Origin of the sequence: Pantoea sp. AS142, assembly GCF_037152305.1 — a bacterium.
Taxonomy (GTDB): domain Bacteria; phylum Pseudomonadota; class Gammaproteobacteria; order Enterobacterales; family Enterobacteriaceae; genus Pantoea.
Map to the genome: position 1 here is coordinate 24,320 of NZ_JBBCMO010000001.1, position 14,495 is coordinate 38,814.

Annotated in this window: 13 protein-coding genes; 7 read left to right on the forward strand and 6 right to left on the reverse strand. The window is 57.5% G+C overall.

Features of this window, described 5'->3' with window-relative positions:
* Positions 1-22: 22 nt before the first annotated feature.
* From WFO64_RS00150 to WFO64_RS00160, 3 genes are read left to right on the forward strand one after another with little or no spacing between them, the layout of a single operon-like run.
* Positions 23-637 (forward strand): methylthioribulose 1-phosphate dehydratase, encoded by a 615-nt coding sequence (locus tag WFO64_RS00150; protein ID WP_337007901.1) that lies wholly within the window; start codon positions 23-25, stop codon positions 635-637.
* Positions 634-1,317 carry an acireductone synthase gene (gene mtnC / locus WFO64_RS00155; protein WP_337007903.1) on the forward strand — a complete coding sequence of 228 codons (684 nt, stop codon included), beginning with the start codon at positions 634-636 and terminating at the stop codon, positions 1,315-1,317. Before WFO64_RS00150 ends, mtnC begins: the two co-directional genes overlap by 4 nt.
* A gap of 1 nt (position 1,318) precedes the next feature.
* Positions 1,319-1,861 (forward strand): 1,2-dihydroxy-3-keto-5-methylthiopentene dioxygenase, encoded by a 543-nt coding sequence (locus WFO64_RS00160; protein WP_061061694.1) that lies wholly within the window; start codon positions 1,319-1,321, stop codon positions 1,859-1,861.
* Between the two features lie 55 nt (positions 1,862-1,916).
* On the opposite strand, the gene mtnA is transcribed toward WFO64_RS00160, so the two are convergent.
* A complete protein-coding gene (gene mtnA / locus WFO64_RS00165) occupies positions 1,917-2,939 on the reverse strand; it encodes an S-methyl-5-thioribose-1-phosphate isomerase (RefSeq protein ID WP_337007906.1) in 1,023 nt (340 codons plus the stop codon).
* Between the two features lie 122 nt (positions 2,940-3,061).
* On the opposite strand from mtnA, the gene mtnK reads away from it, so the two are divergent.
* Positions 3,062-4,261, forward strand: a complete 1,200-nt coding sequence (gene mtnK / locus WFO64_RS00170) for an S-methyl-5-thioribose kinase (protein ID WP_337007908.1) — start codon at positions 3,062-3,064, stop codon at positions 4,259-4,261.
* 267 nt (positions 4,262-4,528) lie between these two features.
* On the opposite strand, the gene fadE is transcribed toward mtnK, so the two are convergent.
* Complete coding sequence (fadE, locus tag WFO64_RS00175) at positions 4,529-6,979, reverse strand: acyl-CoA dehydrogenase FadE (protein ID WP_337007910.1); 2,451 nt, start codon at positions 6,977-6,979, stop codon at positions 4,529-4,531.
* 253 nt (positions 6,980-7,232) lie between these two features.
* Between fadE and lpcA the strand changes: the two genes are divergently transcribed.
* Both lpcA and WFO64_RS00185 read left to right on the forward strand, forming a co-directional pair.
* Positions 7,233-7,811 carry a D-sedoheptulose 7-phosphate isomerase gene (lpcA, locus tag WFO64_RS00180; RefSeq protein WP_337007912.1) on the forward strand — a complete coding sequence of 193 codons (579 nt, stop codon included), beginning with the start codon at positions 7,233-7,235 and terminating at the stop codon, positions 7,809-7,811.
* Between the two features lie 51 nt (positions 7,812-7,862).
* On the forward strand, positions 7,863-8,630 hold the full coding sequence (locus WFO64_RS00185) for a class II glutamine amidotransferase (protein ID WP_337007914.1): 768 nt from the start codon (positions 7,863-7,865) through the stop codon (positions 8,628-8,630).
* On the opposite strand, the gene dpaA is transcribed toward WFO64_RS00185, so the two are convergent.
* Positions 8,601-9,347 (reverse strand): peptidoglycan meso-diaminopimelic acid protein amidase, encoded by a 747-nt coding sequence (gene dpaA, locus WFO64_RS00190; protein WP_337007916.1) that lies wholly within the window; start codon positions 9,345-9,347, stop codon positions 8,601-8,603. The genes WFO64_RS00185 and dpaA overlap by 30 nt on opposite strands.
* Positions 9,348-9,591: 244 nt before the next feature.
* Here dpaA and dinB point away from each other — a divergent pair, with 244 nt between their 5' ends.
* Complete coding sequence (gene dinB, locus WFO64_RS00195) at positions 9,592-10,647, forward strand: DNA polymerase IV (RefSeq protein WP_337007918.1); 1,056 nt, start codon at positions 9,592-9,594, stop codon at positions 10,645-10,647.
* Positions 10,648-10,683: 36 nt separating this feature from the next.
* Here dinB and WFO64_RS00200 read toward each other — a convergent pair whose 3' ends face one another.
* Genes WFO64_RS00200 through WFO64_RS00210 form a run of 3 tightly spaced genes read right to left on the reverse strand, consistent with a single transcriptional unit; the run spans position 10,684 to position 14,280 of the window.
* Complete coding sequence (locus WFO64_RS00200) at positions 10,684-11,751, reverse strand: sugar ABC transporter substrate-binding protein (RefSeq protein ID WP_337007920.1); 1,068 nt, start codon at positions 11,749-11,751, stop codon at positions 10,684-10,686.
* 25 nt (positions 11,752-11,776) lie between these two features.
* Positions 11,777-12,778: an ABC transporter permease gene (locus WFO64_RS00205; RefSeq protein WP_337007922.1), complete on the reverse strand. Its 1,002-nt coding sequence runs from the start codon at positions 12,776-12,778 to the stop codon at positions 11,777-11,779.
* Positions 12,775-14,280, reverse strand: a complete 1,506-nt coding sequence (locus tag WFO64_RS00210) for a sugar ABC transporter ATP-binding protein (RefSeq protein ID WP_337007924.1) — start codon at positions 14,278-14,280, stop codon at positions 12,775-12,777. The genes WFO64_RS00205 and WFO64_RS00210 overlap by 4 nt, the downstream gene beginning before the upstream one ends.
* Positions 14,281-14,495: the final 215 nt, after the last annotated feature.

The window sequence follows — 14,495 nt, forward strand, 5'->3', positions numbered from 1 at the left end:
CCTTTCACCGCAAGGAATCTTTATGTCGCAGAGTCTTCCGTTAGATCAATTGGTCGCCGCCTGTCACTGGATTGGCGTTAAAGGCTGGGCACCGGCCACCGGCGGGAATATGTCCGTGCGCCGCGATGAACATGTCTGCCTGCTGAGTGAATCGGGCAAAGATAAAGGCACGCTGACGCGGGATGACTTTATCGAGGTCGATATCGCCACCAGCCAGTCGCTCTCTGGCCGTAAGCCGTCAGCAGAAACCGGGCTGCACACGATGATCTATCGCCTCTTTCCCGAGGCGGGCGCGGTGCTGCATACCCACACGGTGAATTCGACCGTGCTGTCGCGGGTGGAGCAGGGCGCGGCGCTGCTGTTGCACGGCTATGAGATGCAGAAATCGTTAAGTGGCCAGCACACCCATCTGGATACGCTGGCGATTCCCGTATTCGACAACAGTCAGGACATTGCGGCGCTGGCGTCAGAAATTGAAGATTACGCCGCCCGCTTTCCGCTGCGTTATGGCTTCCTGCTGCGCGGCCACGGCTTAACCTGCTGGGGCCGGGATGTCAGCGAAGCCCGCCGTCATCTGGAAGGCCTGGAATTTTTATTCGAATGTGAACGTCAACGTCGCCTGCTGGAGAAAGCATGATTCACGCCATTGTTACTGATATCGAAGGCACCACCAGCGATATTCGCTTTGTACACAACATCCTGTTTCCCTATGCCCGCCAGCATCTGCCGGACTTCGTGCGTGACAATGCGCACCAGCCTGAGGTGGCGGCGGCGCTGCAGTCGGTACGTGAAGAGGCCGGTCAGCCGCAGGCCGATCTGGATGGGGTGACGGACATTCTGCTGGGCTTTATGGACCAGGATCGCAAATCCACCGGCCTGAAAGCGCTGCAGGGTATGATCTGGCGCGATGGCTACGTGAACGGCAGTTTTACCGGTCATCTCTATCCCGACGTCCTGCCTGCGCTCACCCACTGGAGGGCGCAGGGCATTGAACTTTATGTATATTCCTCCGGATCGGTTGCGGCGCAGAAATTGTTATTTGGCTACAGCGACGAAGGTGATATTACTGGCCTGTTCAGCGGCTATTTTGACACCCGCGTCGGCGCCAAGCGTGAAGTCGCGTCTTATCGCGCTATCGCCGCTGAAATTGGTCAGCCAGCGGCGCAGCTGCTGTTTCTCTCCGATATTCATCAGGAGCTGGATGCCGCCGCGGAGGCGGGCTGGCAGACGCTGCAATTACTGCGTGGCGAGGCGGATGACGAGAGCCGCCATCGTCAGGTGACTGATTTTTCCCAGATTAACCCGGAGTCGATTTAGGATGAGCGCACTGACTATTTTTACCGACCGCGAAGCCAGCCAGCCGGTGTGGCACAGCACCGACGCAGAAGCGATTCGTGACCGCCTGAATGCCAAAGGTGTCCGTTTTGAGCGCTGGGAGGCCGATCGTGATTTGGGTGAAAACCCGGATGCCGAAACGGTGATCAACGCCTATCAGCACGCGATCGATCGGCTGGTGGCGGAGAAGGGCTATCAGAGCTGGGATGTGATCAGCATGCGTGCCGACAATCCGCAGAAAACCGTGCTGCGCGAGAAGTTTCTCAATGAGCATACGCACGGCGAAGATGAGGTGCGTTTCTTTGTTGAGGGTGCAGGACTGTTTTGCCTGCATCTGGATGGCGAGATCCTGCAGATCCTCTGCGAAAAAAATGATCTGATCTCGGTACCCGCGGGCACGCCACACTGGTTTGATATGGGATCGTCACCGCACTTCACGGCTATCCGGATTTTCGATAATCAGGAAGGCTGGGTGGCGAATTTCACCGGCGATAAGATTGCGGATGCCTATCCGCGTCTGGCGTAATTTGTCAGCCGGCACGGTGAGGCGTTTGCCATGAACCGAAACGCCTCGCAGCGCATTACTGTGGCTGGAAAATGCCACTTTGCACCTGGTCAGGCGTGACCACACCCGTGTCCAGTATCCAGCCGCTGATCAGGGCGGCAGGCGTGACATCGAACGCCGGGTTGTAAACTTTCGCCGCTTCCGGTGCCCACTGCACGCTGCCAAAACTGCCGGCAACGCCCGTCACTTCGCTGGCGGCGCGCTGCTCAATGGGAATCGCTGCGCCGTCAGGACAGCTGCGATCCAGCGTGGTATGTGGAGCTGCTACGTAAAACGGAATCTGATGATAATGCGCCAGTACCGCCAGGCTGTAGGTGCCGATCTTATTCGCCACATCACCATTGGCGGCGATACGGTCAGCGCCCACCCACACGGCATCTACCTCTCCACGGGCCATCAGGCTGGCGGCCATGGAATCGGTAATCAGCGTGTAAGGAACCGACAATTCTCCCAATTCCCAGGCGGTTAACCGGCCGCCCTGTAACAACGGGCGGGTCTCATCAACCCAGATATTCCTGATGAGCCCCTGCTGATGCGCACGGGCAATCACGCCCAGCGCGGTGCCCACGCCAGCGGTTGCCAGCCCACCCGTATTACAGTGGGTCAGAAGCTGGCTGCCGGGTTTCACCCGTGAGCAACCCGCATCAGCGATGGCATCACACAGCTGCTTATCTTCCTGCACCAGACGCCAGGCTTCCTCAGCCAGCGCGGGGACAAAGTCTGTCTGCGCCAGCGCTACTTTCATCCGGTCAAGATTATTCATCAGATTGACAGCGGTGGGGCGTGCCGCGCGCAGGGTCTCCAGCGCCTGCGCCAGTTCAGCGCGCGTCAGTCCCTGTTCTGCCAGCCGTGCCAGCAGCAGCGAGGCGGAAAGGCCGATCAGCGGCGCACCGCGTACCCGCAACGCATGAATATGCTCAATCAGCTGGGGCACGCTGTGCGCGGGCAGCCAGTTCTTCTGCTGCGGCAGTGCCTGCTGATCCAGAATCCAGAGCTGATTGTCACGAACCTGTAAGCTGGTGGTTTGAAGTGTCTGCATTGTGGGTGAAATCCATGTTGCGTTAATGATGCGTATTGTGCCAACATGCTGAACGGATGTATAGACGTCTGAACGGCTTATTACACCTGATTTATCCCCCTTCGATTGATGAGGAACAGGCAATGTCGCAATACCGTACCTTTACTGCTGCTGATGCTGTGGAATATGCCCGACAATTTGGCGGCGTGGACGCTCCTGCCGCGCTGAGCAGCGCAGAAGAGATTGGTGATGGCAACCTCAACCTGGTGTTTAAAGTTTATGACGATCAGGGCAACAGTCGGGTGGTGGTCAAGCAGGCATTGCCGTATGTGCGCTGCGTGGGGGAGTCCTGGCCGCTGACGCTGGATCGGGCGCGGCTGGAAGCGCAGACCCTGGTTGAGCATTACAAATATTGTCCGCAGCATACGGTGAAGATCACCCATTACGATGCGGAACTGGCGGTGATGGTGATGGAAGATCTCTCCAGCTATCGCATCTGGCGCGGCGAGCTGGTGAAGGGCGCATATTACCCCGAAGCGGCTCAGCAATTAGGCGATTATCTGGCGCAGACCCTGTTCCATACCTCCGATTTCATTTTGCACCCGCATCAGAAAAAAGCGGAAGTGGCGCGTTTTATTAATCCGGAAATGTGTGAAATCACCGAAGATCTTTTCTTCAACGATCCCTACACCAACCATGAGCGCAACAGCTATCCCGCGGCGCTGGAGCCGCTGGTCGCCAGCCTGCGTGATGATGATGCACTGCGCATTGCGGTGGGCGGTCTCAAGCATCGTTTCTTTGCCCACGCTGAAGCGCTGCTGCATGGTGATATTCACAGCGGATCCCTTTTCGTTGCCGATGGCAGCCTGAAAGCAATTGATGCGGAATTCGGCTATTTTGGCCCCATCGGGTTTGATGTCGGTACCGCCATTGGCAACCTGCTGATTAACTACTGCGGCCTGCCGGGTCTGCTGCCACCGCGTGAGGCTGCCGATGCACGCGAGCAGCGCCTCAGCGATGTCCACACCCTCTGGTCGACCTTTGCCGCGGGCTTTCTGGCGCTGGCGGCAGAGAAAACCCACGATCATGCGCTGGCTTATCCGGGCTATGCGGCGGCGTTTCTGCGTAAAGTGTGGGCGGATACCCTCGGTTACTGCGGCACCGAACTGATTCGCCGCACGGTGGGGATGTCACACGTGGCGGATATGAAGCTGATTGCCGATCCGGCAATGCGTACCGACTGCATCCGTCATGCCATTAATCTGGGACGCACGCTGATTCTGGCGGCCGATCATGTAGAAGATGTGGATGCGCTGATTGCCCGCATCCGTCAGGCAGGATAAAAAAAGCCGACATAATGTCGGCTTTCCTCTTCTGACCCTGTTCCCTGCAGGTTGGGCTGAGTCACTGCGGTCAGATTTCCCCTGATTTGGCATCGTGCCGGCCTCCTGATGAAGCGTGCTGAACTTCAAGCGATGGGAGCATACGCCTGGAGTAAAGCATCGCGGGAAATGGATGGCCCGCGCTGAGCATGCCATGGATGGCGTTTTTGCGTCTTTACGGAGGGCGTATGCTCCCTGAGCCAGTGCTGCGGGCCGACGGCCCTGACCTTATGCTGCCTCACTCGCGCGTGACGCAGGCTGAGGCGCTTTCTCTGGCACCGGTACCGCCAGTGCATCCGCCTCAAACTCATCGACGTTAATCGAACGCAGACGGCTGGCCTCAGCACGCTGCAATACTTCCGCCTCTTTAGTATCAATCCAGCCCTGCTCCAGCGCGCGCTTCGCCAGCGCATCCAGACGGGTAAAGGAGAGGTGCTGCTTCGTCTGTTTGCACAATCTGTCATGGATCACTTCTGCCGCCATCACATCCTGCAGCGCCTGTTCCAGCTGGCCGGCAGGATTGTGCTCGCTGGGCGTCAGGTACATGCCACGGCCCAGACGGCTGCGGGTGGCTGACGGCTGTTGCAGCAATTTTGCCAGCTGATGGTCCAGGCGGTCAGACGGCGCGGGGCAGTGATGACCGCCTGCAAAAATAGTCATCCGCAATGCGCCCGCGACCAGACGGTTCGGGAAGTTGCGCAGCAGATCGTCCATCGCGACTTCCGCCTGATGCAGTGCATCCTGCACGCCCCAGTGAACCAGCGGCAGATCGGCTTCGTTGCGGCCTTCATCGTCATAGCGTTTCAGCGTCGCCGAGGCGAGATAAAGCTGGCTCAGCACATCACCCAGACGCGCGGAAATACGCTCACGACGTTTCAGGCTGCCGCCCAGCACCGCCATCGACACATCAGAAAGCAACGCCAGGTTGGCACTGATGCGGTTCAGGTGCTGATAGTAACGACGGGTGCCATCGCGGGTCGGGCTGGCGCTGGTGCGTCCGGCGGTTAAGCCCAGCCACAGGCTGCGCATTGTACTGCTGCCGACATGGCCGATATGGCTGAACAGCGCCTGATCAAACGCATTAACATCGTTGCTGGCTGCCGCCGCCATTTCCTGCAGCACATAAGGATGGCAGCGAATCGCGCCCTGTCCGAAGATAATCATGCTGCGGGTCAGAATGTTCGCGCCTTCCACGGTGATAGCGATGGGGGCGCCCTGATAGGCACGAGCCAGGAAGTTGCTATTGCCAAGCATAATGCCTTTGCCCCCGGCAATATCCATGGCGTCGATAATGGCGCGCTGGCCGCGGTGGGTGCAGTGATATTTAACAATCGCCGACAGCACCGCCGGTTTTTCACCCTGCATAATACCGGCCGTGATCAGCGTGGCCGCTGCATCCATTACGTAAGCGTTTCCGGCAATGCGCGCCAGCGGCTCTTCAATCCCTTCCATCTTACCGATTGAGAGCCGGAACTGACGGCGGATATGGGCATAAGCACCGGTTGCCAGCGCCACACTTTTCAGGCTGCCGGTTGAGTTAGAGGGCAGCGTAATGCCGCGCCCCACTGACAGACATTCCACCAGCATCCGCCAGCCCTGACCGGCCATTTCCGGACCGCCGATAATATAGTCAATCGGCACAAAGATGTTGTTGCCGCGCGTTGGTCCGTTCTGGAATGGTACGTTGAGCGGGAAGTGGCGATGACCAATCTCCACGCCGGGAGTATGGGTCGGGATCAGTGCACAGGTAATGCCGGGATTCTCGTTGTCGCTGAGCAGATGATCCGGATCAGAGAGTTTAAACGCCAGGCCCAGCACGGTGGCGATCGGCGCCAGCGTAATGTAGCGTTTGTTCCAGGTCAGCCGCATGCCCAGCACCTGCTGACCCTGCCACTCGCCCATGCAGACCACGCCGGTATCAGGGATTGCCCCGGCATCCGAGCCCGCTTCCGGACTGGTGAGCGCAAAGCAGGGGATCTCATCGCCGCGTGCCAGCCGTGGTAAATAGTGATTTTTCTGCTCTTCGGTGCCGTAGTGTTGCAGCAGTTCGCCCGGACCCAGTGAGTTAGGCACACCCACGGTAATCGCCAGAATTCCGGAAACACCGGACAGTTTTTGCAGCACACAGGCCTGCGCATAGGCGGAGAAATCCAGTCCGCCATACTCTTTCTTAATGATCATCGCGAAGAAACGATGCTCTTTCAGGTATGCCCAGAGTTCCGGCGGCATGTCGGCCAGCTCATGGGTGATCTGGAAATCGTTGGCCATCCGGCACGCTTCCTCAACCGGGCCATTGAGAAAGGCCTGCTCGTCCGCTGTCAGGCGTGGCTGCGGATAGTTGTGCAGCTTCTGCCAGTCCGGTTTGCCCTGGAACAGATCGCCTTCCCACCAGGTGGTGCCTGCATCGATCGCTTCTTTTTCGGTGCGCGACATCGGCGGCATCACCTGCTGGAAACGCTGAAACATCGGCTTCGAAAACAGGCTACGACGCAGCGACGGCAGGTTGAACGGCAGCAAAATGATCGCCAGCGGCAGCAGCAGCCATGGCGTCCAGAGGTGAGCGACAGCCATCGCCGCAGTCCACAGCAACAGGATTGCGCTGCTGAGCCGCAACGACAGGCGGTGATAGAACAGGGCGCCAATCAGCGCAACCGTGGCAAGTATCGAAACAACCATCATAATGAACCGCTCCAGGAAGTAAGAGGTCTGACCTGTTATGTAGAGAGGTTTAGAGCAGTTGAACGGATTTATCAATTTGTTTACATCGCAATTACAACCTGCCTCACAAAAACTGTTTTCTGTTCATTTTTTCATCAGTTGGGGCAGCGATAATCGCCGCCTCTGCCCGGCCGGGGGTGGCATGGCGCTTTGCGCTGACCGGCCATTCCGTTAAACTTGCTGCGATTAACCTCTTCTAAAAAAGGACATCCCTATGTACCAGGACATCATCCGCTCTGAGCTTAATGAAGCTGCTGATACGCTGAATAAATTCCTCAGCGACGACGCCAATATCCATGCGATCCAACGTGCTGCGGTGCTGCTGGCTGACAGCTTTAAGGCGGGCGGCAAGGTGCTTTCCTGCGGTAACGGTGGTTCACATTGCGATGCGATGCATTTCGCCGAAGAGCTAACCGGTCGCTACCGTGAAAATCGTCCTGGCTATCCGGCGATTGCCATCTCTGATGTCAGCCATCTCTCCTGCGTCAGTAATGACTTTGGCTATGACTATGTCTTTTCCCGTTATGTGGAAGCGGTAGGGCGTCCGGGCGATGTGCTGCTGGGCCTTTCTACTTCCGGTAACTCTGCCAATATCATTAAAGCGATTGAAGCTGCTCGCGCTCAGGGGATGAAAGTGATCACCCTGACCGGTAAAGATGGCGGTAAGATGGCAGGCAGTGCCGACATCGAAATCCGGGTGCCGCACTTTGGTTATGCCGATCGCATTCAGGAGATCCACATTAAAGTGATCCACATCCTGATGCTGCTGGTCGAAAAAGAGATGGTGAAGTAATTGCGCTGGCCTCCCGCCTGACGGGAGGCCGCTTAATCTAAGGTGGTGGCTATGTGCGAATTGCTCGGGATGAGCGCCAATGTTCCCACGGATATCTGTTTCAGCTTTACCGGACTGGTTCAGCGTGGCGGTGGAACCGGGCCTCACAAAGATGGCTGGGGCATTACCTTTTACGAAGATAAAGGTTGTCGTACGTTTAAAGATCCGCTGCCGAGCTTTAATTCGCCGATTGCGCGTCTGGTACAGGAGTATCCGATCAAATCGCATTCGGTGGTGGCGCATATCCGCCAGGCGAATCGTGGACAGGTGTCGCTGGAAAATACCCACCCGTTTACCCGCGAGCTGTGGGGCCGTCACTGGACCTATGCGCACAACGGCCAGCTTAAGGGCTATCGTCAGCTGGAGACCGGCACATTCCGGCCGGTGGGCGAAACGGACAGCGAGAAGGCGTTCTGCTGGATCCTTCATCAGCTGGCGACGCGCTATCCGCGCACGCCGGGCAACTGGCCAGCAGTGTTTCGCTTTATCGGGGAGCTGGCCGGCACGTTGCGGCAGAAGGGGGTGTTTAACATGCTGCTGTCAGACGGCCGTTATCTGATGGCCTTTTGCTCTACCAATCTGTTCTGGATCACCCGCCGGGCACCGTTTGGCCGGGCGCAGTTACTGGATCAGGATGTGGAGGTCGATTTTCAGCAGCACACCACGCCGCATGACGTGGTGACGGTGATTGCTACGCAGCCACTGACGGCCAACGAAACCTGGCAGCGGATTGTGCCAGGTGAATGGGCGCTATTCTGCCTTGGAGAGCGCCAGGAATGAGCGGGAAGCGGCTTCGGGACTGGCTAAAACGGGTGCCGGGCTGCTGTTCATCACGTATTTACCGCTGGCGACATTGACCATCGGCGGCTGATGATATTTAGCAAAGTAAGCGTATCCCGGTTGTAGCTGCTGCCAGAAACTGGCATCGCTGGAGTAGCGATGACGCTGCATGTTGCTGTCGGTCATGCGGAATGGATAGATGCTAATGCTGATATCCTGCTGGCCGTTACGCAGCGCGGCATTCACATACGTAAAAATCTCATCCATATAGGCGTTAGTCATGGCATAGCAGCCAATCGACTTACAGTCGCCATGAATCATCAGGTAATTGCCGCTGTAGCCCTGATTACGGTCGTACTGATTCGGAAAACCAATATTGATCGCGCGATAAAACCGGCTGTCCGGTTTCAGCTGATTCAGCTTCACGTTGTAAAAACCTTCCGGGCTTTTGAAATCGCCTTCACGGCGTTTCGGGCCGAGGCCGCCAGAAAAGTTACAGATGCGGTAGGTATCCAACAGGCGGTATTCGTTACCGATTTTGCCGTAGAGTTCAAGCGTACGTTCTTCCTTGAAGATCTGGATATAGACCGGGGTACCGAGTAACTGCTTTTTTAATTCTTTACTGACCGGTGCCGCTGTCTGAACGGGTTCGGGTGTCATTGCCATGCTGAGGGCTGGCAGTAAAATCATCGCAAACAGGAGTGCGATTTTGCCCATGCTGTGTCTACCTTGAGATGAAGAGAACATGACGCAAAATGTGCGTCTCTGTTTGCATTATCGGAACAGTCCGCTACCGCAGCGCAACATTAAACATTGTCTGTTTTTTTAGCAAGACGGCGTCAGCCAAATTCGCGATTTACTGAAGGATATTCGGTCAGAAATTTGTAAACTTTAATCGCCAGCGCGACAAATATTGCAGTTACCCCAGACAACTGTATACTTATCCAGTGCTGGAGGGGGTATGCGTAAAATCATTCATGTCGATATGGACTGCTTCTATGCCGCGGTGGAGATGCGTGATAATCCCCAACTGCGCGACATCCCGATCGCCATTGGTGGCAGCCGCGAACGTCGCGGCGTGATCAGCACCGCCAACTATCCGGCCCGAAAATTTGGCGTGCGCAGCGCGATGCCAACCGGTATGGCCCTCAAGTTATGCCCGCATTTGCGCCTGCTGCCCGGGCGCTTCGATGCCTATAAAGAAGCTTCCGCGCAGATCCGCGACATCTTTACGCGCTACACGCCGCTGATTGAGCCGCTCTCCCTTGATGAAGCCTATCTGGATGTCACCGACAGCCCGCACTGTCATGGCTCTGCCACGCTGATGGCGCAGGCGATCCGTGCCACCATCTACCGTGAAACCGGGCTTACCGCCTCAGCCGGAATCGCCCCGATTAAGTTTCTGGCGAAAATCGCCTCGGACCTGAATAAGCCGGACGGGCAGTATGTGATAACCCCGCCGGAGATGTCCGCTTTTCTGCTGGCCCTGCCGCTGGCGAAGATCCCTGGCGTCGGCAAGGTTTCGGCCAAAAAGCTCGAGGAGATGGGGCTGGTAACTTGTGGCGACGTGCAGAAGGCGGACTTAGCGCAACTGCTGAAGCGCTTTGGTAAGTTTGGCCGGGTGCTGTGGGAGCGCAGCCACGGCATTGATGAACGTGGCGTGATTGTGGAGCGTGAGCGTAAATCGCTGGGGGTTGAACGCACCCTGGCGGAAGATATCAGCGACTGGGATGCCTGCCTGGAGATTATCGATTTTCTCTATGCCGAACTGGATCGACGGCTGACGCAAATCCGGCCTGACAGGCAGGTAGCGCGCCAGGGCGTCAAACTGAAGTTCAGTGATTTTCAGCAGACGACCCAGGAGCATATCTGGCCGGTGCTGAATAAAGAGGACATGATTGCCATCGCCCGTAAAACCTGGGATGAGCGTCGTGCCGGGCGTGGCGTGCGGCTGGTGGGATTGCATGTCACCCTGGTTGATCCCCAGCTTGAGCGTCAGTTACTGCTGGGTTTGTAATCGTCAACCTTACCAATCGGTAAGGCTGACGCCGGGTTATTTCTTATACTTCGCCGCCAGGGTAGCAAACCACGGCGCGACGAAATCCTCATTGCTGCCCCAGCCCGGAATGATCTTGTTCAGCGACGCGACGTTCACCGCGCCAGGCTGGCTGCTGAGCTGCTGCTGAGAGATCGACGCCGCTTTAAACTGGTAGGTGGCTGGCGTCTCTTCACCGGCAATCTTCTTCGCCACCAGACGCATATTTACCGCGCCAATGGTTTTAGGATCGACCGCCACCGTCTGCACCCACGGGCTGTTTTTCTCGCGCATCAGCTGCAAATCCTGGTTCGAGACGTCGATGCTGTAGAGCTTGATCTCGGTCCGGCCATTCTCCTGCAGAGCTTTATAAGCGCCCTGGCTGAAGGCATCCCAGGCGCCCCAGATGGCGTCGATTTTGCCTTTCGGGTATTTCGCCAGAATTGCGCCAATTTTATTGGCGGTGTCGCCCTGAACGTCAGTAGAAACCGCGCCAATCGACTCCAGCTGATGAATGCCCGGATTCTCTTTCAGCAGTTTTTCATATACCACCTGACGGCGCTCCATCGGCGGGAAACCGGCGACCCACAATTTAACAATGTTCGCCTTGCCGTTGAAATCATGAATGAGCTGGCCCAGTGACAGCTGCGCCAGCGAAGCATCATCCTGCGCGGTGACGGTAACGCCCGTAATCGGGCTATCCACCGGCGTATCAAACACTGACAGTTTGATGCCTGCATCGGCAATGCGCTTTACCAGCCCGCTGGCGTAGGGCGCTTTACCGTGCGACAGCACAATGCCGTCATATTTCTGGCTGATCGCCTGATTCACGAAATCCTGGAAGCGCGCATCGTCGCCGTTGCTCAGGAAGGTACTGACCTTGAAGCCAAGCTGACGACCCTGTTGAATGGCGCCGGCGACAAACTGCGTGGTGTTGTCATCGGAACCCAGATTGCGGATCACCGCAATACGGATTGGCCCGTCATGACTGGCGATAGCCGATGGCACCGGGGTGACGGTTTCCGCGAAGGCGGCGCTGGCATTCAGCAGGCTCAGGGCCAGCAGCGAGAGTGTTATTTTTTGCATTGTTATCAACTCCGGTAAACGCGCCTCAGCGGCGCTGGATGTAGGTGATCGCCAGTGCTAAAGCCAGCACCAGCCCTTTTATAATGTCCATGGCGTAATAGGGAACGGAGAGCATCACCAGACCGTTTTGCAGCACGCCGAGGATCACCGCACCGACCAGCGTGCCCAGCGCATTCGGCTTGCCGGAGCCCGCCAGTGAGAAGCCGATCCACGCCGCAGCGACCGCGTCCATCAGATAGCCGCTCCCGGCATTCACCTGCGATGAACCGATACGCGAGGCAAGCAGGATACCGCCCAGGCCGGCCAGCAGTGAGGCGACCACATAAGCCAGCACCCGGTAGCGGGTGGTACGGATGCCGGAGAGGCGCGCCGCTTCCGGATTACCGCCCAGCGCATACATTCGGCGACCATGTTTGGTCAGCGACAGCGCCAGCTGCGCGGCGACGGTCACCACCAGCATAATGATCACAATGGTCGGCACCTGACCGAGCAGGCCAAACGTCGTCGGAATGGTGCCTTCCGCCATATCACCGCTCGGCAGCACCATGTTCTCGGTGATCGACCCGCCAAAGCTGTAGGTCATCGCCACCCCCTGAATGACAAACAGTGTCGCCAGCGTTGCCAGCATGTCGGGGATGCGCAGGATCACAATCAGAAAGGCGTTAAACAGCCCGACCAGGGTGCAGAGCGCCAGGGTGATCAGGATCGCGGTGGTGGTGCCGAAGCCGTACCAGACAAACAGCGAAATCACCAGCGCATTGGCCAGCGAGGCGGTCGAGCCGACCGACAGATCAAAGCCGCCAACAGTCAGCGAGATCGACACGCCGATCGCAATCACCGTGACAATGGCAATGGAGCGCAGAATATTGATGATGTTATTGGGTTCAAGGAAGCTGTCGGAGGCGAGACCAAAGGCGGCGATCAGGAAAACCACCGTGAGCAGCATCCCCCATTTATAGAGAAAGTCGAATAACTGGTGACGCCACGGCGAGGCTGTCAGATTCAGGCTGGTTTCTTTGCTGCTCACGCAGGGGTTCCTCCGGTGGAATAGAGCAAAAGCGTCTCTTCAGTGACGTCGCGTGCAGCCAGTTCGGCCACAATACGCCCATCCCAGAGCACGCAAATCCGGTCGCATAAACCGACCAGTTCAGAAAATTCACCCGACGCGTAAATAATGCCTTTCCCCTCGCGCGCCAGGTTGTCGATCAGGGTGAACAGCTCGGTTTTGGCTTTGATATCGACGCCTTTGGTCGGCTCATCGAAAATCAGCACGTCAGCGTTGTTGCGCAGCCATTTGCCAATCGCCACCTTCTGCTGGTTGCCGCCGGAGAGACGACGCAGCGGCTGTGCCGGGCCGGTGGTACGCACCTGCAACTGGCGGATAACCTGCTCCGCCCAGCGCCACGCCTGGCGATGCCCAAACAGGCTCCAGCGCGAAAAGCTGTCGTCCGCGCTGACGCTGAGGTTCATTGCCACCGACTCATCAATAAAGATCCCCTCTTTGCGCCGCTCTTCCGGCACCAGTGCCATACGGCGACTCACGGAGTCGTGCGGCGACCGGGGCTGCCACGGCTGACCGTGCAGTTCACCGCGACGGATGCGGCTTTTGCTGGCACCAAACAGCGCTTTGCAGAGCTCGGTTTTGCCCGCACCGGCCAGGCCAGCAATGCCCAGAATCTCACCTTTGCGCAGCCGCAGCGAGATATCCTGCAGCAGTTGCTCATCGTGCAGCCCCTCCACCGCCAGCAGCAACGGCTGTGACTGTTGTTCGCGGCGGGGCGGAAAAATATCGGTGAGCTGATGGCCCAGCATCTTCTCCACGATTTGCTCACCACTCAGTGCGGCCATCGGACCGGTTTCAATCAAACGGCCATCACGCAGCACCGTCAGCTGGTCGCAGATGGCTTTCAGTTCATGGATGCGGTGAGAGATAAACACCACGCCGATGCCGCTAACCTGCAGACGACGCACCACAGCAAATAGCCGCGCGCTTTCATGCTGATCCAGCGGGGCAGTGGGTTCATCCAGAATCAGGAAACGGCAGTGGTGCGACAGCGCCCGCGCCAGAAGAATTTGCTGTTTTTCCGCCAGGGTGCAGCGCTCGACTAGCTGGTTGACATCCAGCGCGACGTCGAGCTGAGCCAGCAGCGCCCGTGCCTGACGGCGGATCTCGCCCCAGCGATAGCGGTGACCGGGCTCTGCCAGTCGATCCAGCAGAATGTTTTCCGCTACGCTGAGCTGCGGCACCAGTGCCACGTCCACTTCCTGCTGAACCAGATGGATACCCAACTGTTTAGCATCACGCGGCGTGCGGAGGGAGACTGGCTCACCATCCAGCAGGATCTCGCCGCTGTAGTGACTGTGCGCACCGGAAAGAATCGCCATCAGCGTTGACTTGCCCGCGCCGTTTGCGCCGGTTAGCGCATGAACCGAATGGCCTTCAGTGCGGAAATCCACCGACGATAGCGCGGCAAACCCGCTAAAAGCGATGGAGATGTTACGCATCTCAAGGCAATTTAACCCTGGCATGTCATTACTCTCCTGAAGAATCACTGGCCGCATTTTTTCCTGAACCTTCAGGCGCGGCAACAGCCGAAAGCGCATAAGGTAGCACGAAATCTTATTAGCCATCCGGACATCTGGACATAACGGCGGCTAAAACCAGCGAAGTGTGGGAAAGTGGCGGAATAGCGGGGTAAAGCACAGAAAAGATAGCGAATTATGCTGGTGAAAAGTGACAGACA

Coding starts and splice junctions, on each gene's coding strand:
- WFO64_RS00200 (WP_337007920.1), bottom strand. CDS start 11,751: ATGCAAAAAATAACACTCTCGCTGCTGGCCCTGAGCCTGCTGAATGCC.
- WFO64_RS00150 (WP_337007901.1), top strand. CDS start 23: ATGTCGCAGAGTCTTCCGTTAGATCAATTGGTCGCCGCCTGTCACTGG.
- WFO64_RS00160 (WP_061061694.1), top strand. CDS start 1,319: ATGAGCGCACTGACTATTTTTACCGACCGCGAAGCCAGCCAGCCGGTG.
- dinB (WP_337007918.1), top strand. CDS start 9,592: ATGCGTAAAATCATTCATGTCGATATGGACTGCTTCTATGCCGCGGTG.
- mtnA (WP_337007906.1), bottom strand. CDS start 2,939: ATGCAGACACTTCAAACCACCAGCTTACAGGTTCGTGACAATCAGCTC.
- dpaA (WP_337007916.1), bottom strand. CDS start 9,347: ATGGGCAAAATCGCACTCCTGTTTGCGATGATTTTACTGCCAGCCCTC.
- WFO64_RS00210 (WP_337007924.1), bottom strand. CDS start 14,280: ATGCCAGGGTTAAATTGCCTTGAGATGCGTAACATCTCCATCGCTTTT.
- WFO64_RS00185 (WP_337007914.1), top strand. CDS start 7,863: ATGTGCGAATTGCTCGGGATGAGCGCCAATGTTCCCACGGATATCTGT.
- mtnC (WP_337007903.1), top strand. CDS start 634: ATGATTCACGCCATTGTTACTGATATCGAAGGCACCACCAGCGATATT.
- fadE (WP_337007910.1), bottom strand. CDS start 6,979: ATGATGGTTGTTTCGATACTTGCCACGGTTGCGCTGATTGGCGCCCTG.
- mtnK (WP_337007908.1), top strand. CDS start 3,062: ATGTCGCAATACCGTACCTTTACTGCTGCTGATGCTGTGGAATATGCC.
- lpcA (WP_337007912.1), top strand. CDS start 7,233: ATGTACCAGGACATCATCCGCTCTGAGCTTAATGAAGCTGCTGATACG.